This window comes from Paracoccus sp. NFXS7 (assembly GCF_040148865.1).
Lineage (GTDB): Bacteria > Pseudomonadota > Alphaproteobacteria > Rhodobacterales > Rhodobacteraceae > Paracoccus > Paracoccus marcusii.
Genome location: NZ_JAKEKV010000004.1, coordinates 154,952 through 170,353, shown reverse-complemented (window position 1 = coordinate 170,353; position 15,402 = coordinate 154,952). Strand labels below are relative to the sequence as shown.

General features: G+C 67.3%; 15 protein-coding genes. All 15 read right to left on the bottom strand.

Going from position 1 to position 15,402, the window contains the following annotated elements; translation table 11 throughout:
* Window positions 1-1,185 carry a phage portal protein gene (locus LZ686_RS09300; RefSeq protein WP_127898334.1) on the bottom strand — a complete coding sequence of 395 codons (1,185 nt, stop codon included), beginning with the start codon at window positions 1,183-1,185 and terminating at the stop codon, window positions 1-3.
* An 80-nt stretch (window positions 1,186-1,265) separates the two neighbouring features.
* Window positions 1,266-2,525 (bottom strand): DNA-packaging protein, encoded by a 1,260-nt coding sequence (locus tag LZ686_RS09295; RefSeq protein WP_349547657.1) that lies wholly within the window; start codon window positions 2,523-2,525, stop codon window positions 1,266-1,268.
* 34 nt (window positions 2,526-2,559) lie between these two features.
* Window positions 2,560-2,967 (bottom strand): hypothetical protein, encoded by a 408-nt coding sequence (locus LZ686_RS09290; protein WP_045999357.1) that lies wholly within the window; start codon window positions 2,965-2,967, stop codon window positions 2,560-2,562.
* A 235-nt stretch (window positions 2,968-3,202) separates the two neighbouring features.
* A complete protein-coding gene (locus LZ686_RS09285) occupies window positions 3,203-3,838 on the bottom strand; it encodes a phosphoribosylanthranilate isomerase (RefSeq protein ID WP_349547588.1) in 636 nt (211 codons plus the stop codon).
* 3 nt (window positions 3,839-3,841) lie between these two features.
* Window positions 3,842-4,225 carry a LapA family protein gene (locus tag LZ686_RS09280; protein WP_127898331.1) on the bottom strand — a complete coding sequence of 128 codons (384 nt, stop codon included), beginning with the start codon at window positions 4,223-4,225 and terminating at the stop codon, window positions 3,842-3,844.
* A 50-nt stretch (window positions 4,226-4,275) separates the two neighbouring features.
* Complete coding sequence (ihfB, locus tag LZ686_RS09275; protein WP_045999360.1) at window positions 4,276-4,560, bottom strand: integration host factor subunit beta; 285 nt, start codon at window positions 4,558-4,560, stop codon at window positions 4,276-4,278.
* Window positions 4,561-4,799: 239 nt separating this feature from the next.
* Window positions 4,800-6,479 carry a 30S ribosomal protein S1 gene (rpsA, locus tag LZ686_RS09270; RefSeq protein ID WP_084693668.1) on the bottom strand — a complete coding sequence of 560 codons (1,680 nt, stop codon included), beginning with the start codon at window positions 6,477-6,479 and terminating at the stop codon, window positions 4,800-4,802.
* 187 nt (window positions 6,480-6,666) lie between these two features.
* Complete coding sequence (locus LZ686_RS09265) at window positions 6,667-7,458, bottom strand: metallophosphoesterase family protein (RefSeq protein ID WP_349547587.1); 792 nt, start codon at window positions 7,456-7,458, stop codon at window positions 6,667-6,669.
* Between the two features lie 6 nt (window positions 7,459-7,464).
* Window positions 7,465-8,421: a diacylglycerol/lipid kinase family protein gene (locus tag LZ686_RS09260; RefSeq protein ID WP_349547586.1), complete on the bottom strand. Its 957-nt coding sequence runs from the start codon at window positions 8,419-8,421 to the stop codon at window positions 7,465-7,467.
* A 71-nt stretch (window positions 8,422-8,492) separates the two neighbouring features.
* Window positions 8,493-8,696, bottom strand: coding sequence for a formate dehydrogenase subunit delta (locus LZ686_RS09255; RefSeq protein ID WP_127898328.1), 204 nt, complete (start codon window positions 8,694-8,696; stop codon window positions 8,493-8,495).
* Entirely contained in the window at window positions 8,686-9,510 is an 825-nt protein-coding gene (fdhD, locus tag LZ686_RS09250) for a formate dehydrogenase accessory sulfurtransferase FdhD (protein WP_084693669.1), read from the bottom strand. Before fdhD ends, LZ686_RS09255 begins: the two co-directional genes overlap by 11 nt.
* A gap of 2 nt (window positions 9,511-9,512) precedes the next feature.
* Window positions 9,513-12,440, bottom strand: a complete 2,928-nt coding sequence (gene fdhF / locus LZ686_RS09245; RefSeq protein WP_349547585.1) for a formate dehydrogenase subunit alpha — start codon at window positions 12,438-12,440, stop codon at window positions 9,513-9,515.
* Window positions 12,437-13,954 carry a formate dehydrogenase beta subunit gene (locus LZ686_RS09240; RefSeq protein WP_349547584.1) on the bottom strand — a complete coding sequence of 506 codons (1,518 nt, stop codon included), beginning with the start codon at window positions 13,952-13,954 and terminating at the stop codon, window positions 12,437-12,439. Before LZ686_RS09240 ends, fdhF begins: the two co-directional genes overlap by 4 nt.
* Entirely contained in the window at window positions 13,951-14,424 is a 474-nt protein-coding gene (locus LZ686_RS09235; RefSeq protein WP_045999367.1) for a formate dehydrogenase subunit gamma, read from the bottom strand. Before LZ686_RS09235 ends, LZ686_RS09240 begins: the two co-directional genes overlap by 4 nt.
* A 90-nt stretch (window positions 14,425-14,514) precedes the next feature.
* Window positions 14,515-15,393 carry a LysR family transcriptional regulator gene (locus LZ686_RS09230; RefSeq protein ID WP_139597519.1) on the bottom strand — a complete coding sequence of 293 codons (879 nt, stop codon included), beginning with the start codon at window positions 15,391-15,393 and terminating at the stop codon, window positions 14,515-14,517.
* Window positions 15,394-15,402 lie beyond the last annotated feature (9 nt).

Below are 15,402 nucleotides of genomic sequence, written 5' to 3'. Positions count from 1 at the left end.
TCACGCCCCGTCCAGGGGCGGCAGGCCCAGCAGGGCGCGCTTTTCCGCATCCGTCAGAAAGCTCGCACCGCTGATGCGGGCCCATTGCTGGTTGCGCTCCTCGGCCAGGGCCGGGATCTGGTCCAGATCGGGCCGCAGCTCGATCTCGGCGCCCAGATGCTCGGACAGCCACCAGGCGACCGCCGCCGACACCCGCGTCGCCAGCGGCAGCACCGTCAGGCGGAAGAACGCCCGGTGCGCCTCGGCATAATTCGCATAGGTCGCGTCCCCCGGAATTCCCAGCAGCATGGGCGGCACGCCAAAAGCCAACGCGATCTCGCGCGCCGCCGACAGCTTGGTCTCGTGGAACTCCATGTCGGACGGGCTGAAACCCATCGGACGCCAGTCCAGCCCGCCTTCCAGCAGCATCGGACGGCCCGCATTGCGCGCGCCCTGATGGTTCATCTCGATCTCGCCCACCAGGCGGTCATACTGCTCGGGGCTCAGCACCCCCTGCCCGTCGACTCCCTTGTAGATGATCGCCCCACTGGGCCGCGCCGCATTGTCCAGCAGCGCCTTGGACCAGGCACTGGCGCTGTTGTGCACGTCCAGCGCGACGGCGGCCGCCTGCATCGGCGACAGACCGTAATGGTCGTCCTGCGGGTGGAACGCCTTGACGTGGCAGATCGGATCGGGGCTGCCGGTCATGTCGAACCGGTGCTTGCGCCCGCCCACCGCATATTCATAGGCGACGGGCCAGCCATCCGCACCGGGCACCACGCTCATGCGGTCGGACCGCAGTACGTGCAGCTCCTCCGGGATGCCCGTGGCGTCCGCGCCCACAGCCTCCAGATAGCCGTTGCCCGACAGCAGGATCTGCCCGAACAGCGCCTCGAACAGCTCGGCCCGACCCTGGCCCGGATTGGGCCTGCGCAGCAGATCCAGAACCGGATGCACCTCATAGCGGTGGTCGCGATCCGCGCAGATCATCGGCACGGCCGCCGCGGCCTCGGCGATCAGGCGCACGCTGCGAAAGCCCACCGGGTTCCCCATGAACCCGCCGCGCGTCAGCGTGCCCGTATCCCTGGCCGACCAGACAGGGCGCCCGGACCCGCTGGCGAATGCCACGACCCGGCCCGTCGCACTGGCCTTCCTCTCTGGCGGGGGGGATGATTTCTCCTCCCGCGAAAACAATCGAAACGCCATGCTCGCCTCCATGCCTCAGCCATGCGAAAGGGCCGCCCCCTGCGGGACGGCCCTTCGTCGGTCCGACCTCTCGGACCCGGTTACAATCGCCGCATCTGCGGCCTGCGCCAGCCTGCGGCGGGCTCGATCATCAGCTCATGGACCGCCCAGACCAGGGCATCCAGCCGGTCGGGACTGCCCCGCCCCTCGAACCCGCGCACCGTCATCTGGCACATCTGATCCTCCAGCGTGCCCAGGGCGCCCTTCAGATGCATGACGCGCCCCTGCTCGTACAGCGCGGCGACGGGCTCTGCCCGCAACCCCTTGCCCCGCGACGCCCGCAGGGCCTTGAACGGGACCAGCGGGTCGATCTGACGCACAACGCTCTCGACCAGATCGCCGCCCTGGTTCACCTCGGCCACCAGCTTCTCGGCACCGTGGCGGTCCATCGCGGCAATCGCGGCGCGGGCCCAATCCGTGGGCCCGCCCCGGACGCTGGCATCCTCCAGCACATAGGCGCGCCAATCCTTTGGCTCGCCCTGCATGACGACACCCGCCACCACGATACCGCATTCGTCGCTGGCCCGCCCGCCGGTGACCGACGGGTCGACCGCGACGACGATCCGGTCCAGCTTGGGCGCCGCGGCCACCCGCGCTCCTTCCAGCATCGCGGTCGTCCACAGCGCCCCCTCGACATCGTCCAGCAACACGCCATCCAGCTCCTGGCGCCCCAACCGCGTCCCGCCATAGCGGCTCTCGACCTCCGCCAGGAAACTCTCCGCCAGATAGGCGCGGTTTGCATCCGTCGGCGCATGGGTCACCACAGTGCTGGCATTGCCCAGGATGCGCTTCAGCACGCCCACATTGCGCGGCGTCGTGGTGACGACCTGCTGGGGATGCTCGCCAAGCCGCAGCGCGAACTGCAGCATGTCCCAGACATCCTCGGCCTTCTTCCACTTGGCCAGCTCATCGACCCAGGCCGCATCAAATTGCGGCCCGCGCAAAGCCTCCGGCTCATGCGCGGAATAGACCGTGGCCGTGGCGCCGTTCGCCCAGACCAGCCGCCTGCGCCCCGCCTCCCAGACCGGACGCCGGTCGGGGGGCGAACAGGCCAGGATGCCGCTCTCGCCGAACACCATCACCTCGCGCACTTGGTCGAAGGTCTCGCCGACCAGGGCCACGCGATGGCATTTCCCGGGTGCAGCAGCCGTGGTCCCCTCGACCAGGCTGCGCACCCATTCCGACCCGGCGCGGGTCTTGCCCGCCCCGCGCCCGCCCATGATCACCCAGGATTTCCAGTCGCCCTCCGGGGGCAACTGGTGCGGCAAAGCCCAGAACTCGAACAGCCAGGGCAGGCTCATCAGCGCGTTCTGCGACAGCCCGCCCAGGAATTCCTCAACCTCCTCCGGCCCGGCGGAGGCAAGCCAGGCGGCGCCCGATCTCGTCTCGTGCGGCGCCGAGGTCAAGGCTGCCCCCTCCGACGCCGCCCGCGATGTCCTTGCGAAGTTTGTCAACCTTGATCCTTTCCGCCATCAGCAGCTGGACAGCCTCGCGGACCGTCTTCGCCGTCTCCATGGCCTTTTTCAGCTTGGCCGGGTCAAGCTCCCCGGACTTGAGCGCTTCAAGCTCGGCCTGGTGCCCCCGCAAGTCCTTGACGTAATCCCAGAACAGCCAGCGAAGAACGTCGATCTCGTCCTCGCCCTCGGCGATCTCGGGCATCGCGAACCCGGCCTTCTCAGGCTGGGTTCCAGTCACGAAAGGTCCGTCGGTTTTCCCGGCCCCGCCCCATTCCATATCGTTCATGCACTCTGCCCCGCCTCGTGTTCCTGTCCGCACGAGCCAAGAGACGAAAAAAGCGGCCCAAGGGTTTCCCCCGGCCGCTTGCCCACCTCTTCCAGCATGTAAAAGTTCTACCTTAGGGCGTTCGCCAAGTCAATGGATAAACCAATACGTGCAGAATGTGGCGCATAAACCCTGCGATTACAATGTGATACACTATGCAACACCCCCGGCGTACGCCGCGCAACACGCCCCGGAATCAACTCCGCGCGGCCTCTACAAAGGCGCGGATCAGCGCAACATCCTTGACGCCCGGTGCACGTTCCACGCCCGAACTGACGTCCACGACAGGCGCGCCCGTCAGCCGCACGGCCTCGGCGACGTTGTCCGGTGTCAGTCCCCCGGCCAGCATCCAGGGCCGCAACCAATGCCGCCCGACCAGCAGCCGCCAATCGAAGGCCAGCCCGTTCCCGCCCGGCAGATCGGCCCCCGCCGGCGGCTTGGCATCCACCAGCAGCATGTCCGCCGCCACGCCGTAATCCATCAGCTGTGGCAGGTCCGCCGGACCCGACAGCCCGACCGCCTTCATCACCGGCAGCCCCGTCAACGCCTTGACCTCGGCCACCCGCGCGGCGCTCTCATGGCCGTGCAGCTGGATAACGTCCAGCGCCGCGTAGTCCAGCACCTCTCGCAGCAGATCGTCCGATGGATCGACGAACAGACCCACGCGGGCGACCCCAACGGGAACCTCCGCCGTCAGCGCTGCGGCTTGGGTCGGGGTCACTGCACGCGGCGACTTGGGAAAGAATACGAACCCCAGAAAGCGCGCACCGGCATCGACGGCCGCCGCGACATGGCGTTCCTCGGACAGCCCGCAGATCTTGACCTCGGCCACGCCTCAGCGAACCGCAGGCAGGGCCGCGCCTTTGGCGGGGGCAGGCTCGTCCAAGATCGCCAGAACCTCGTCGCGCGGCGCGGCGTGGCGGTCGCGCAGATGCCCGACCTCGCTCTCAAGACGCACGACCTCAGCGTTGCGCTGACGCGCCTCGCGGCGGAAATGCGCCTCGCGCAGCCACTCCCAGACCAGACCGGCCAGCATGCCCAAGGCAAAGGCCACGAAGATCACCAGGAACAGTGGCACCGTCAGCGACCACGTGCCGCCCAAGTACTGTCCGAAATTGGCCGGGAACGCTGACAGGGTGACCATGTCACGGTTGGCCAAGGCGACCGCCACCAGCACAAGCGCCAGTGCTGCGACAAAGATCAGACGGATGAAGCGCATTGAATTTCCTCGATATCGCAGACGGGCGGGATGCCCGGTAAACAGGGGCCTCAGGCGTCGCCGTTCAGGCGGTCGCGCAGCAGCTTGCCGGTCTTGAAGAACGGAACGTGCTTTTCGTCAACCTCGACCGATTCCCCTGTGCGCGGATTGCGCCCCGTCCGGGAATCGCGCTTCTTGACAGAAAAGGCGCCAAAGCCGCGCAGCTCGACCCGGTCGCCCCGCGCCATCGCGTCGATGACCTCCTCGAAGATCGTGTTCACGATCCTCTCGACGTCGCGGCGGAACAGGTGGGGGTTTTCGTCTGAGATCTTCTGGATCAGTTCGGACCGGATCATATGTTCCCCCAATTGGACGGGTCTTCCTGCCGTCAAAGTCAGCACGTCAAACCGCAAGGCCGTTGCAATACCGCCCTTCATGTTTCCGTTCAACGCCCGACAGAAGTCACTGGTTTCATAGCGTTGCCAGCTTTGCCCCAAACGCGCAAGCGGGATGGCGCGCATCCGCCCGGCCGTGGGCAAGAAAAAGCCCGCCCCGGACGAACCGGGGCGGGCAAGGATCGATCGGGTTGGGCCGATCAGCTGTTGCGGTTCAGTGCCGCACCCAGGATGTCGCCCAGGGACGCGCCCGAATCCGAGCTGCCATAGGTGTCGATGGCTTCCTTTTCCTCGGCGATCTCGCGAGCCTTGATCGACAGGCCAAGACGGCGGGTCTTGGTGTCGACGTTGGTCACACGGGCGTCGACCTTGTCGCCGACGCTGAAACGCTCGGGGCGCTGGTCGGCACGGTCGCGGGCCAGGTCGCTGCGGCGGATGAACGACTTGACGCCGTTGTACTCGACCTCGATGCCACCCTCTTCGATCGCGGTGACTTCGGCGGTGACGATGGTGCCACGCTTCACGCCATCAACGGCCTCGGCCATGTTCTCGTTTTCCAACGACTTGATGGACAGGCTGATGCGCTCCTTCTCGACGTCCACGTCCTGGACGACCGCCTTGACGACGTCACCCTTGCGGAAGTCCTGGATCGCGTCTTCGCCGCGGGCATCCCAGCTGATGTCCGACAGGTGGACCATGCCGTCGATGTCGCCTTCCAGGCCGATGAACAGACCGAACTCGGTGATGTTCTTGACCTCGCCCTCGATGACGGTGCCGGTCGGATGGGTTTCGGCGAACACTTCCCACGGGTTGCGCATCGTCTGCTTCAGGCCCAGGGACACGCGGCGCTTGGCCTCGTCGATCTCCAGAACCATCACTTCGACTTCCTGCGAGGTCGAGACGATCTTGCCCGGGTGGACGTTCTTCTTGGTCCAGCTCATTTCCGAAACGTGGACTAGACCCTCGACACCGGCTTCCAGCTCCACGAAGGCGCCGTAATCGGTGATGTTGGTCACGCGGCCCTGGTGGACCGACTCGATCGGGAACTTGTCGGCGACCGTATCCCACGGATCGGCCTGCAGCTGCTTCATGCCCAGGCTGATGCGGTGGCTGTCCTTGTTGATCTTGATGACCTGGACCTTGACGGTCTCACCGATCGCCAGGATCTCGGACGGGTGGTTGACGCGACGCCAGGCCATGTCGGTGACGTGCAGCAGGCCGTCGACGCCGCCCAGGTCAACGAACGCACCGTATTCGGTGATGTTCTTGACCACGCCGTCGATCGACTGACCTTCGGTCAGGTTCGCGATGACTTCGGCGCGCTGTTCGGCGCGGCTCTCTTCCAGGATGGCGCGGCGCGACACGACGATGTTGCCGCGGCGACGGTCCATCTTCAGGATCTGGAACGGCTGCTTCAGACCCATCAGCGGGCCGGCATCGCGCACGGGGCGCACATCGACCTGCGAACCGGGCAGGAAGGCGACGGCACCGCCCAGGTCGACCGTGAAGCCGCCCTTGACGCGACCGAAGATGGCGCCCTCGACGCGCTCTTCGCTTTCGTAGGCCTTCTCCAGGCGATCCCAGGCTTCCTCGCGGCGGGCCTTCTCACGGCTGATCGACGCTTCGCCGCGGGCGTTCTCGACGCGGTCCAGATAGACCTCGACCTCGTCGCCGACCTTGATGCTGGGCTCTTCGCCGGGATTGGCAAATTCCTTCAGATCGACGCGGCCTTCCATCTTGTAGCCGACGTCGATGATGGCCTGGCCTGCCTCGATGGCAATGACGCGGCCTTTGACAACGCTGCCCTCGTCGGGGGTGTCAATCTCGAGGCTTTCATTCAGAAGGGCCTCGAACTCCTCCATGGTCGCTTTAGCGCACATACGTATTCAGTATCCTTTGTGTCTGTTTTCCGGCCTGACGGTTGGCTCCGCCGGTCTTTATGGTGCCGTTGGGGCAACGCCAAAGGGTCGCGGCATGACGCCCGACCCGTTGGAATGCGGTCTGTTCTGACCATGTCGCCCGTGTGACTGCGGCCCCAATACCCGTGTTTGACGCCAATTTCAACGCCTAAACGCGTCTCCACACGCCCGACGCACGGCTGTAATCCGCGATCTCGGGGGCGCCGAAAGCGCCCCCGTCCATCGGCGCGACATGCCGCTCCAGCCGCAGGTCGGGGCCGTCGATCTCCAGCAGCACGAACTCGTTCTGCCCGTCGGTGATGCGTGCACACAGTGCCGTGCCAGTCTGGATCTGCAGCACGCGCGGATGGCGCCCCGTCGCCAGCAACGCGTCCGTCGCCCACCGGTGCAGATGCCCCGACAGGACCACCTGCACCCCCGATGCCTCCAGCCGGTAGAGCGCCTCGGACGCGCGCCGTGCCAGCGCCTTGTCGACCCGCGGCAGCTGCTGCAGCGGATGATGCAGCGCGACGATATTCGTGCCCATCGCGTCGACATTGCCAATGATGCGGCCGATCTCGCCCTCGCGGATCTTGCCGCGTTGCCAGGCATAGGGATCGGCGCTGTTCAGCGCCATGACCCGCACGTCGCCCGCCCGCCCCACCGGGGTCAGCACGGGACCAAAATGCCGCCGGAACCCCGCAAAGGGCCAGAACATCCGCGCCACAAGGTTCCATGCCGGTACGTCGTGATTGCCCGGCATGCACATCAAGGGCGTCTCGATGCGGTCAAGAAAGGCGCGTGCCTGCCGCATCTGCGCGGGCAGCGCGCGATGCGTGATGTCGCCGCCGATGACCACCAGGTCGGGGCGCAGCGCCGCAATCCGCGCCAGCAGCGGCTCCTCCAATGCGGCACGGTGAAATCCGAAATGCAGGTCGGTCAGGTGAAGAATGCGCGTCACCGGTCGTCAGCCCTTCGGCTGCTCGGTCTTGCTGACCCCATCGCGGGGCAGCAGGACCTCGAGCCCGTCATGGCGCACCTTCAGCCGGAAGGGGCTCTCCAACGCGGTCTTCTCGCCGTCATGGGCGATCAGCTGGCGCCGCTTGGGGGTCTCGATGGTCAGCTCGTCCGTCAGGATCAGGTCGAAATCGTCGTTCTTGGCGCTCTTGCCCATCGCCATGCGCAGGGCGGACCGCATCAGCGGCAGGGGGTGCTTCGCCTTGGCGATCAGGACCGCGAGTTCGCCGCGCCGGATCTCCTCCGCCCCTTCCAGACCAAAGCTGTCCAGCTGATAGGCGCTGCGCGCGACAAAGACCAAGGCACTGGTATAGCGGCTCTCCTGCCCGTCGACGCGGGCGACAAGCTGCATCGGGCGGCGCAGACGCCGCAGCGCCACCAGCACCGACCAATAGGCCGCCATCCGCGACCGCCCCCACCGCTTGTAGATCCCCTCGCGCGTCTTCAGGATCTGCGGATAGGCGCCCAGACTGACATTGTTCAGAAAGATCAGCCCGTTGACGTCGCCGACATCGACCGCCTCGACCCGCGCGTCCAAAATCGTGTCCAGCGCCTCCTCGACGGTCTCTCCGACGCCCAGGTCGCGGGCAAAGTAGTTGAACGTCCCGCCCGGCAGGACGCCCATCACGACGTCACGATCAACCAGAGCCCCGGCCACCGCTGATTGCGTGCCGTCGCCACCCGCGGCGATCACCAGATCGAACCCCTCGGCCGCGACCCTGCGCGCCAGCGCGGGTAGGTCGCTCCCCTTCCGGCTCTCGCGCAGCTCGAAGCTGCCGCAGGCCGGAGCGAGCCGTTCGTTCAGCATCTCGCGCAGCTCGACATGCTTCTTCTTGCCCGATCCGCGGTTCATCACGACACAGACCTTGGCACTGGCCAGGTCGAACCCATCGGTCTTGTGCTGCATCGCTGGACTGTCCCCGGCCGTGATTGTCATCTGCTGGGCACCGAACACCCGACCCCGCCGCAGGGTTGCATCTACAGCAGCCGGGCCGCCGCCTCGGCCGACGGTTTCAGCCCCTGCCCCCCGCCGCCGACAAAGGCGACCAGCTGTTCGCGCATCCGCGGCTCCCAGAAATCGCGCAGATGGGCGGCGATCTTTTCGGGTGCTGCGCCGCCGGGCTGGGTGTCAAAGAAACCGGCGATCTGGTTGACCATCAGGACCATCTTGTCAGGCGACATCGGACACCTCGGCGCGCAGCCGTTCGGGGTGGGAAAACAGATCAAAGCCTTCGCCGCGGGCAAAGGCCGCCAGGGTGATGCCCGCGCCCTGCGCCAGGCGCAGCGCATGGGCGGTGGGGGCGGACACGGCGATCAGCACCGCGCCCCCGGCCAGGGCGCATTTCTGCACCATCTCGACGGACACGCGGCTGGTCAGCACAAAGGCGCCCTGCCCCGCATCCATGCCCTGCCGCGCCATCGCGCCGATCAGCTTGTCCAAGGCATTATGGCGGCCCACATCCTCGCGCGCCAGCACGATCCCCCGTCCGGGGATCATGAAGCCCGCCGCATGGACCGCGCGGGTCCGGTCATGCAATGGCTGCCAGCCGCGCAGATCGTCGGTCGCCCGCGCGATCTGGCTCGCATCCAGCACCGGCCCAGCGCCCGACAGGTCGGGCAGCGCGCGTACCGCCTCCTCAAGGCTGTCGATCCCGCACAGCCCGCAGCCCACCGGCCCCGCCATGAAGCGGCGCCGCGCCGCCAGCGCGTCCGTGCGGTCATCCGCGATCCACATCTGCGCCTCGACGCCGCGGGGATGGGCCAGAACCTCCAGACGCTCGATCTGGGCCGGGTCGGTCACGATCCCCTCGGTCAGGGAAAAGCCCACGGCGAAATCCTCCAGGTCCGCGGGCGTGGCCATCATGACGGCCTGGGTCGATCCGCCATAGACCATCGCCACGGCCGTCTCCTCCGGCAGGGTCCGGGTGACATCCGCGCGGCTGGCCGCGCGGACATGGGTGGCGGGGGCTTGGGTCGTGGGGTCGGGCAGGTTCATCGTCACTCCGCGGCTGACAGGATCCGCCGCGACCTTTCGGCCTGTGCAGTATAGCGTTCCTGCCAGTCCGACGGACCGTTCGAGGGGCTGACCTGCACCGCGGTGACCTTGTATTCCGGGCAATTCGTCGCCCAGTCCGAAAAATCGGTCGTCACCACGTTAGCCTGCGTCGCCGGATGGTGGAAGGTCGTATAGACCACCCCCGGCGACACCCGTTCGGTCAGCGTCACCATCAGCGTGGTCTCCCCCGCCCGGCTGGCCAGCCGGACCCAGTCGCCGTCGCGGATACCGCGGGTCTCGGCGTCATGCGGATGGATCTCCAGCACGTCCTGGCCGTGCCAGGCGGTGTTCTCGGTCCGCCGGGTCTGCGCGCCCACATTGTATTGCGACAGGATGCGCCCGGTGGTCAGCAGCAGCGGGAACCGCGGTCCGGTGCGTTCGTCGGTCGGGATGTATTCGGTGATCACGAAATGCCCGCGCCCCGACTGGAACCCGTCGACATGCATCAGCGGCGTGCCCGTGGGCGCGGCCTCGTTGCAGGGCCACTGCACCGAGCCCAGCTCCTCCAGCCGCTCATAGCTGACGCCCGCAAAGCTGGGCGTGGTCGCGGCGATCTCGTCCATGATCTGGGACGGGTGGGTGTATTGCCACCCCGCCCCCATCGCGTTGGCCAGCATCTGGGTGATCTCCCAGTCCTCATAACCATTGCGGGGCGCCATGACCTTGCGCACGCGGTTGATACGGCGTTCGGCATTGGTGAAGGTCCCGTCCTTCTCCAGGAACGACGACCCGGGCAGGAAGACATGCGCGTAATTCGCCGTCTCGTTCAGGAACAGGTCGTGGACGATCACGCATTCCATCGCGGCAAGGCCCGCCGCCACGTGATGCGTGTCGGGATCGGATTGCAGGATGTCCTCTCCCTGGCAGTACAGGCCCTTGAACGTCCCCTCGACCGCGGCATCCAGCATGTTGGGAATGCGCAGGCCCGGCTCGGGGTCGATCTGGACCCCCCAGGCGTTCTCGAAGATCGCGCGCACGTCGGGCATCTTGACGTGGCGGTATCCCGGCAGCTCGTGCGGGAACGACCCCATGTCGCAGGCGCCCTGCACGTTGTTCTGACCGCGCAGCGGGTTCACGCCCACGCCGGGCCGCCCGATATTGCCGGTCAGCATCGCAAGGTTCGCGATCGCCATCACGGTCGTCGACCCCTGGCTGTGCTCGGTCACGCCCAGCCCGTAATAGACCGCGCCGTTCCCGCCCGTCGCGAACAGCCGTGCGGCGGCGCGCAGCTCTGCGGCGGGCACGCCGGTCAGCGTCTCGGTCGCCTCGGGGGCGTGGCGGGGATCGGCGATGAACTCGGCGTAATGCTGGAACTCGTCCCAATCGCAGCGGTCGCGGATATAGGCCTCGTCCATCAGCCCCTCGGTCACGATCACATGCGCCATGGCGCTGATGACGGCGACGTTGGTGCCGGGGCGCAGCGGCAGGTGATGGGATGCCTCGACATGCGCGGAACGCACGATGTCGGTGCGGCGCGGATCGACGACGATCAGCTTGGCCCCCTGGCGCAGGCGCTTCTTCAGGCGGCTGGCAAAGACCGGATGGCCGTCCGTCGGGTTGGCCCCGATGATCAGCACCACGTCGGTCTGTTCCACGCTGTCGAAATCCTGCGTCCCGGCCGAGGTGCCGAAGGTCTTGCCCAACCCGTATCCCGTGGGCGAATGGCACACCCGCGCACAGGTGTCGGTGTTGTTGTTCAGGAACACCGCACGGGTCAGCTTCTGGACCAGATAGGTCTCCTCGTTGGTGCAGCGGCTGGAGGTGATGACCCCCACCGACCGCCGCCCGTGCCGTTCCTGGATCCCGCGCATCCGCTCGGCGGCAAAGGCCAGCGCCTCGTCCCAGGCGACCTCGCGCCACGGATCCTCGATCCGCTCGCGGATCATCGGCTTCAGGATGCGATCCTGGTGGGCGGCATAGCCATAGGCGAACCGCCCCTTGACGCAGCTGTGCCCGCGGTTCGCCTTGCCGTGCTTGTAGGGCACCATGCGCACCAGCTGGTCGCCGTTCATCTCGGCCTTGAAGCTGCAGCCGACGCCGCAATAGGCGCAGGTGGTGATGACCGACCGCGTGGGCGTGCCCAGTTCGGCCACCGACTTCTCCTGCAGGGTCGCGGTCGGGCAGGCCTGCACGCAGGCACCGCAGCTGACGCAATCGCTGGAGAAGAAATCGTCGGCGCTGGTCCCGGCGCTGACGCGGCTGTCAAAGCCCCGGCCCTCGATGGTCAGGGCGAACGTCCCCTGCACCTCGTCGCAGGCCCGCACGCAGCGCGAACAGACGATGCACTTGCTGGGATCATAGGTGAAATAGGGGTTGGAGTTGTCCTTGGGGATAAACTGCGGGTTGTCATGCCCCCCGCGCAGCCGGGCCTCGGCCTGCGACCGCGCGCCCGTTCCCGACGGATCGAAATGGTTGTCGCCCGGCGCATAGCGGACGTCGCGCAGGCCCACCTGCCCGGCCGTGTCCTGCAACTCGCAATCGCCATTGGCCGAACAGGTCAGGCAATCCAGCGGGTGGTCGCTGATATACAGCTCCATCACGCCCTTGCGCAGCTTGCGGATCTTGGCGGACTGCGTGTGGACCACCATCCCCTCGGCGACGGGGGTCGTGCAGGATGCGGGCGTGCCGCGCCGCCCCTCGATCTCGACCACGCACAGGCGGCACGACCCGAAAGCCTCCATGTTGTCGCTGGCGCACAGCTTGGGGATCTGCACGTCGGCCATCATGGCGGCGCGCATCACCGACGTTCCCTCGGGCACGATCACCGCGATGCCGTCGATTGTCAGGGCGACCGGGGCGCCGCTGCGCGCAGGCGTGCCCATGTCGCGGTCGTCGCCGGGCGCGAATTCCGGGATGATGAAGTCTTTCATTCCGCGGCCTCCTTATGGGTGGCGAAATCGTCGGGAAATTGCGTCAGCGCGGACATGACCGGATAGGGCGTGAAGCCGCCCAGGGCGCACAGCGACCCGTCCTTCATCGTCTCGCACAGATCGGTCAGCAGGGCGGCGGCACCCGGATCGCCCGCGGCGATGCGGTCGATCGTCTCGACCCCGCGCACGGCGCCGATCCGGCAGGGCGTGCACTTGCCGCAGGATTCGACAGCGCAGAACTCCATCGCGAAACGCGCCATCTGCAGCATGTCCGCGCTGTCGTCGAACACGACCAGGCCAGCATGGCCGATCAGCCCGCCCGCGGCATCGAAATCCTCGTATCCCATCGGCGTGTCGAACTTGCTGACGGGCATATAGGCGCCCAGCGGCCCGCCGACCTGCACGGCCTTGACCGGACGCCCGGTCGCGGTGCCGCCGCCGATGTCGTTGACGACCTCGCCCAGCGACATCCCGAAGGCGGTCTCGAACAGGCCGCCGCGCGCGACGTTGCCGGCGATCTGCAGGGTCACGGTGCCCCGCGACCGCCCCAGCCCGAAATCGGCATAGGCCTGCGCGCCCCGTTCGAAGATCACCGGGACGGTGGCCAGGCTGATGACGTTGTTGACGACCGTCGGCTTGCCCAGGAACCCTTCCAGCGCGGGCAGCGGGGGCTTGGCGCGCACCGTGCCGCGCTTGCCCTCCAGGCTGTTCAGCAGGCTGGTCTCCTCTCCGCAGACATAAGCGCCGGCGCCGACCCGCACCTGCATGTCGAAGTCCCGCCCCGAGCCCAGCACATCCGCACCCAGCATGCCGCGCTGGCGGGCGATGACGACCGCGCGTTCCAGCACGTCGATCGCCACGGGGTATTCCGACCTCATGTAGACATAGCCGCGCGTCGCCCCGACCCCAAGGGCGGCGATCGCCATCCCCTCGATCAGGGTGAAGGGATCGCCCTCCATGATCATCCGGTCGGCGAAGGTGCCGCTGTCGCCCTCGTCGGCATTGCAGACGATGTATTTCTGATCGGCGACCGCATCGGCCACGGTCTTCCACTTGATGCCGGTCGGAAAGCCCGCGCCGCCGCGCCCGCGCAGCCCGCTGGCCGTGACCTCGGCCACGATGGCCGCGCCGTCCATGCCGATCGCGCGGCGCAGCCCCGCCAGACCGCCATGGCGTTCGTATTCGTCCAGGTCCAGCGGGTCGATTAGCCCGCAGCGCGCGAATGTCAGCCGCGTCTGGCGCGCGAAGAAGGGAATGTCCTCGACTTGGCCAAGGCAGGGCAACGTGCCATCCAGCAGCGCGCCCACATCGGCGGGCGTCACCGGGCCATAGGCCACACGCCGGCCGTCGGCCTCGATCTCGACCAGGGGCTCCAGCCAGACCATGCCGCGCGACCCGTTGCGCACGACCTGGGCATCCAGACCCCGCACGGCGATCTGCTGCGTCAGGGCATCGGCCACGGCATCGGCACCCAGCGCCTTGGCGGCACTGTCCAGGGGAACAAAGATCCTCATCGTGCGGCCTCCAGCGCGGTGACCAGCCGGTCGCCGTCGACCCGACCCATCAGCTGCCCGTCCAGCATCGCGGCCGGACCGCAGGCACACAGGCCCAGGCAATAGACCGGCTCGACCGTCACGGCCCCGTCGGCGGTGGTCCCGTGCCAGTCCACGCCCAGCCGGTCCAGAACGCCAGCGGCCATCGCGGCGCCGCCCATCGACTGGCAGGCCTCGGCGCGGCAGATCTTCAGGATGTGACGCCCGGCGGGATGGTCGCGGAAATCGTGATAGAAGCTGATGACGCCATGCACCTCGGCCCGGCCCAGGTTCAGCACGTCGGCCAGCACCGGCACGGCGGCTTGCGGCACGTGCCCCCATTCCGCTTGGATGGCATGCAGCATCGGCAGCAGCGGCCCCTCCAGCGCGGTCAGGGGGGTGACGACATCGCGGATCTCGTCCGCGGTCGGGGCTGGCGCGTCGTTCAGCATGGCTGGCCTTTCAGATATCCGTTCCCCAGAAGACAGCGGGGATCATCTGAAATCAATATCGCAGTTCCGTTGAACGATAGAGCATTTCTATCAAACCATGCGCCGCGCCTCGCTCAGCAGCGCCTCCAGAACCGGGGTGTGCGGCTCTCTCCAAGGGGCGATCAGGCCCACGGCGTGGCCCGGTGCCGACCCTTCCAGCGCGATCAGGCGCAAGGGTTTGCCCTGCGCCAGGAAACCGGCGATATCCTCGGGCAGGATAGTCAGCCAGCCACCGGCCATCACATGCGACACCAGCACCACGGTGGAATTCGATTCCACCGTGGCCTGCGGCACCACGCCTGCGGCGGTCAGGGTGCGGTTGATGATGCGGCGGTTCTGCATGTCCTGGGACAGAAGGCACAGCCGCTGACCGTCCAGATCAGACCACGCGACCTGCGCCTGCGCCGCCAGCGGGTGATCCTGATGCGCGACCAGCAGATAGCGTTCGTCGTACAGCGGCACGCTGCTGACCCGGCCCAGCGGTTCGTTGTCCAGATACGAGATGCCGGCATCCACCTCCAGGTCGTCGATCATCTGCAGGATCTCGGCCGAGGTGCGCGACAGGATGGTGAAGCCCACGTTCGGATGCGCCGCCCCGAACCGGGCGCTGATCCGCGCGGCCCAGGTCAGCGCGGTGGGAATGACCGCGATACGCAGCCGGCCCGACAGGCCGTGGCGGACGGCCCGCATCTCGTCGCGCAGCTGGCGGGTGTCGCCCACAATGCGCCGTGCCCAGACCAGGGCCTGCTGCCCCTCGGGTGTCAGCCCGCCATAGCGCGATCCGCGAAAGATCAGCAGGACGCCCAGGCTCTCCTCCAGCTGCTTGATCCCGGCGGACAGGGTGGGCTGGGTCACGCCGATGGTCGCGGCGGCGCGGCCAAAATGGCCCTCCTTGGCCACGGCCAGGAACATCTCCAGCTTGTCGATCATGCGCGGTCC

Bases quoted from the DNA above. Each gene is read 5' to 3' on its own strand.
- LZ686_RS09300 (WP_127898334.1), bottom strand. From the start codon at position 1,185: ATGGCGTTTCGATTGTTTTCGCGGGAGGAGAAATCATCCCCCCCGCCA.
- LZ686_RS09280 (WP_127898331.1), bottom strand. From the start codon at position 4,225: ATGCGCTTCATCCGTCTGATCTTTGTCGCAGCACTGGCGCTTGTGCTG.
- rpsA (WP_084693668.1), bottom strand. From the start codon at position 6,479: ATGTGCGCTAAAGCGACCATGGAGGAGTTCGAGGCCCTTCTGAATGAA.
- LZ686_RS09295 (WP_349547657.1), bottom strand. From the start codon at position 2,525: ATGAGCCTGCCCTGGCTGTTCGAGTTCTGGGCTTTGCCGCACCAGTTG.
- ihfB (WP_045999360.1), bottom strand. From the start codon at position 4,560: ATGATCCGGTCCGAACTGATCCAGAAGATCTCAGACGAAAACCCCCAC.
- fdhF (WP_349547585.1), bottom strand. From the start codon at position 12,440: ATGAAAGACTTCATCATCCCGGAATTCGCGCCCGGCGACGACCGCGAC.
- fdhD (WP_084693669.1), bottom strand. From the start codon at position 9,510: ATGAACCTGCCCGACCCCACGACCCAAGCCCCCGCCACCCATGTCCGC.
- LZ686_RS09235 (WP_045999367.1), bottom strand. From the start codon at position 14,424: ATGCTGAACGACGCGCCAGCCCCGACCGCGGACGAGATCCGCGATGTC.
- LZ686_RS09255 (WP_127898328.1), bottom strand. From the start codon at position 8,696: ATGTCGCCTGACAAGATGGTCCTGATGGTCAACCAGATCGCCGGTTTC.
- LZ686_RS09290 (WP_045999357.1), bottom strand. From the start codon at position 2,967: ATGAACGATATGGAATGGGGCGGGGCCGGGAAAACCGACGGACCTTTC.
- LZ686_RS09230 (WP_139597519.1), bottom strand. From the start codon at position 15,393: ATGATCGACAAGCTGGAGATGTTCCTGGCCGTGGCCAAGGAGGGCCAT.
- LZ686_RS09260 (WP_349547586.1), bottom strand. From the start codon at position 8,421: ATGCAGCACAAGACCGATGGGTTCGACCTGGCCAGTGCCAAGGTCTGT.
- LZ686_RS09240 (WP_349547584.1), bottom strand. From the start codon at position 13,954: ATGAGGATCTTTGTTCCCCTGGACAGTGCCGCCAAGGCGCTGGGTGCC.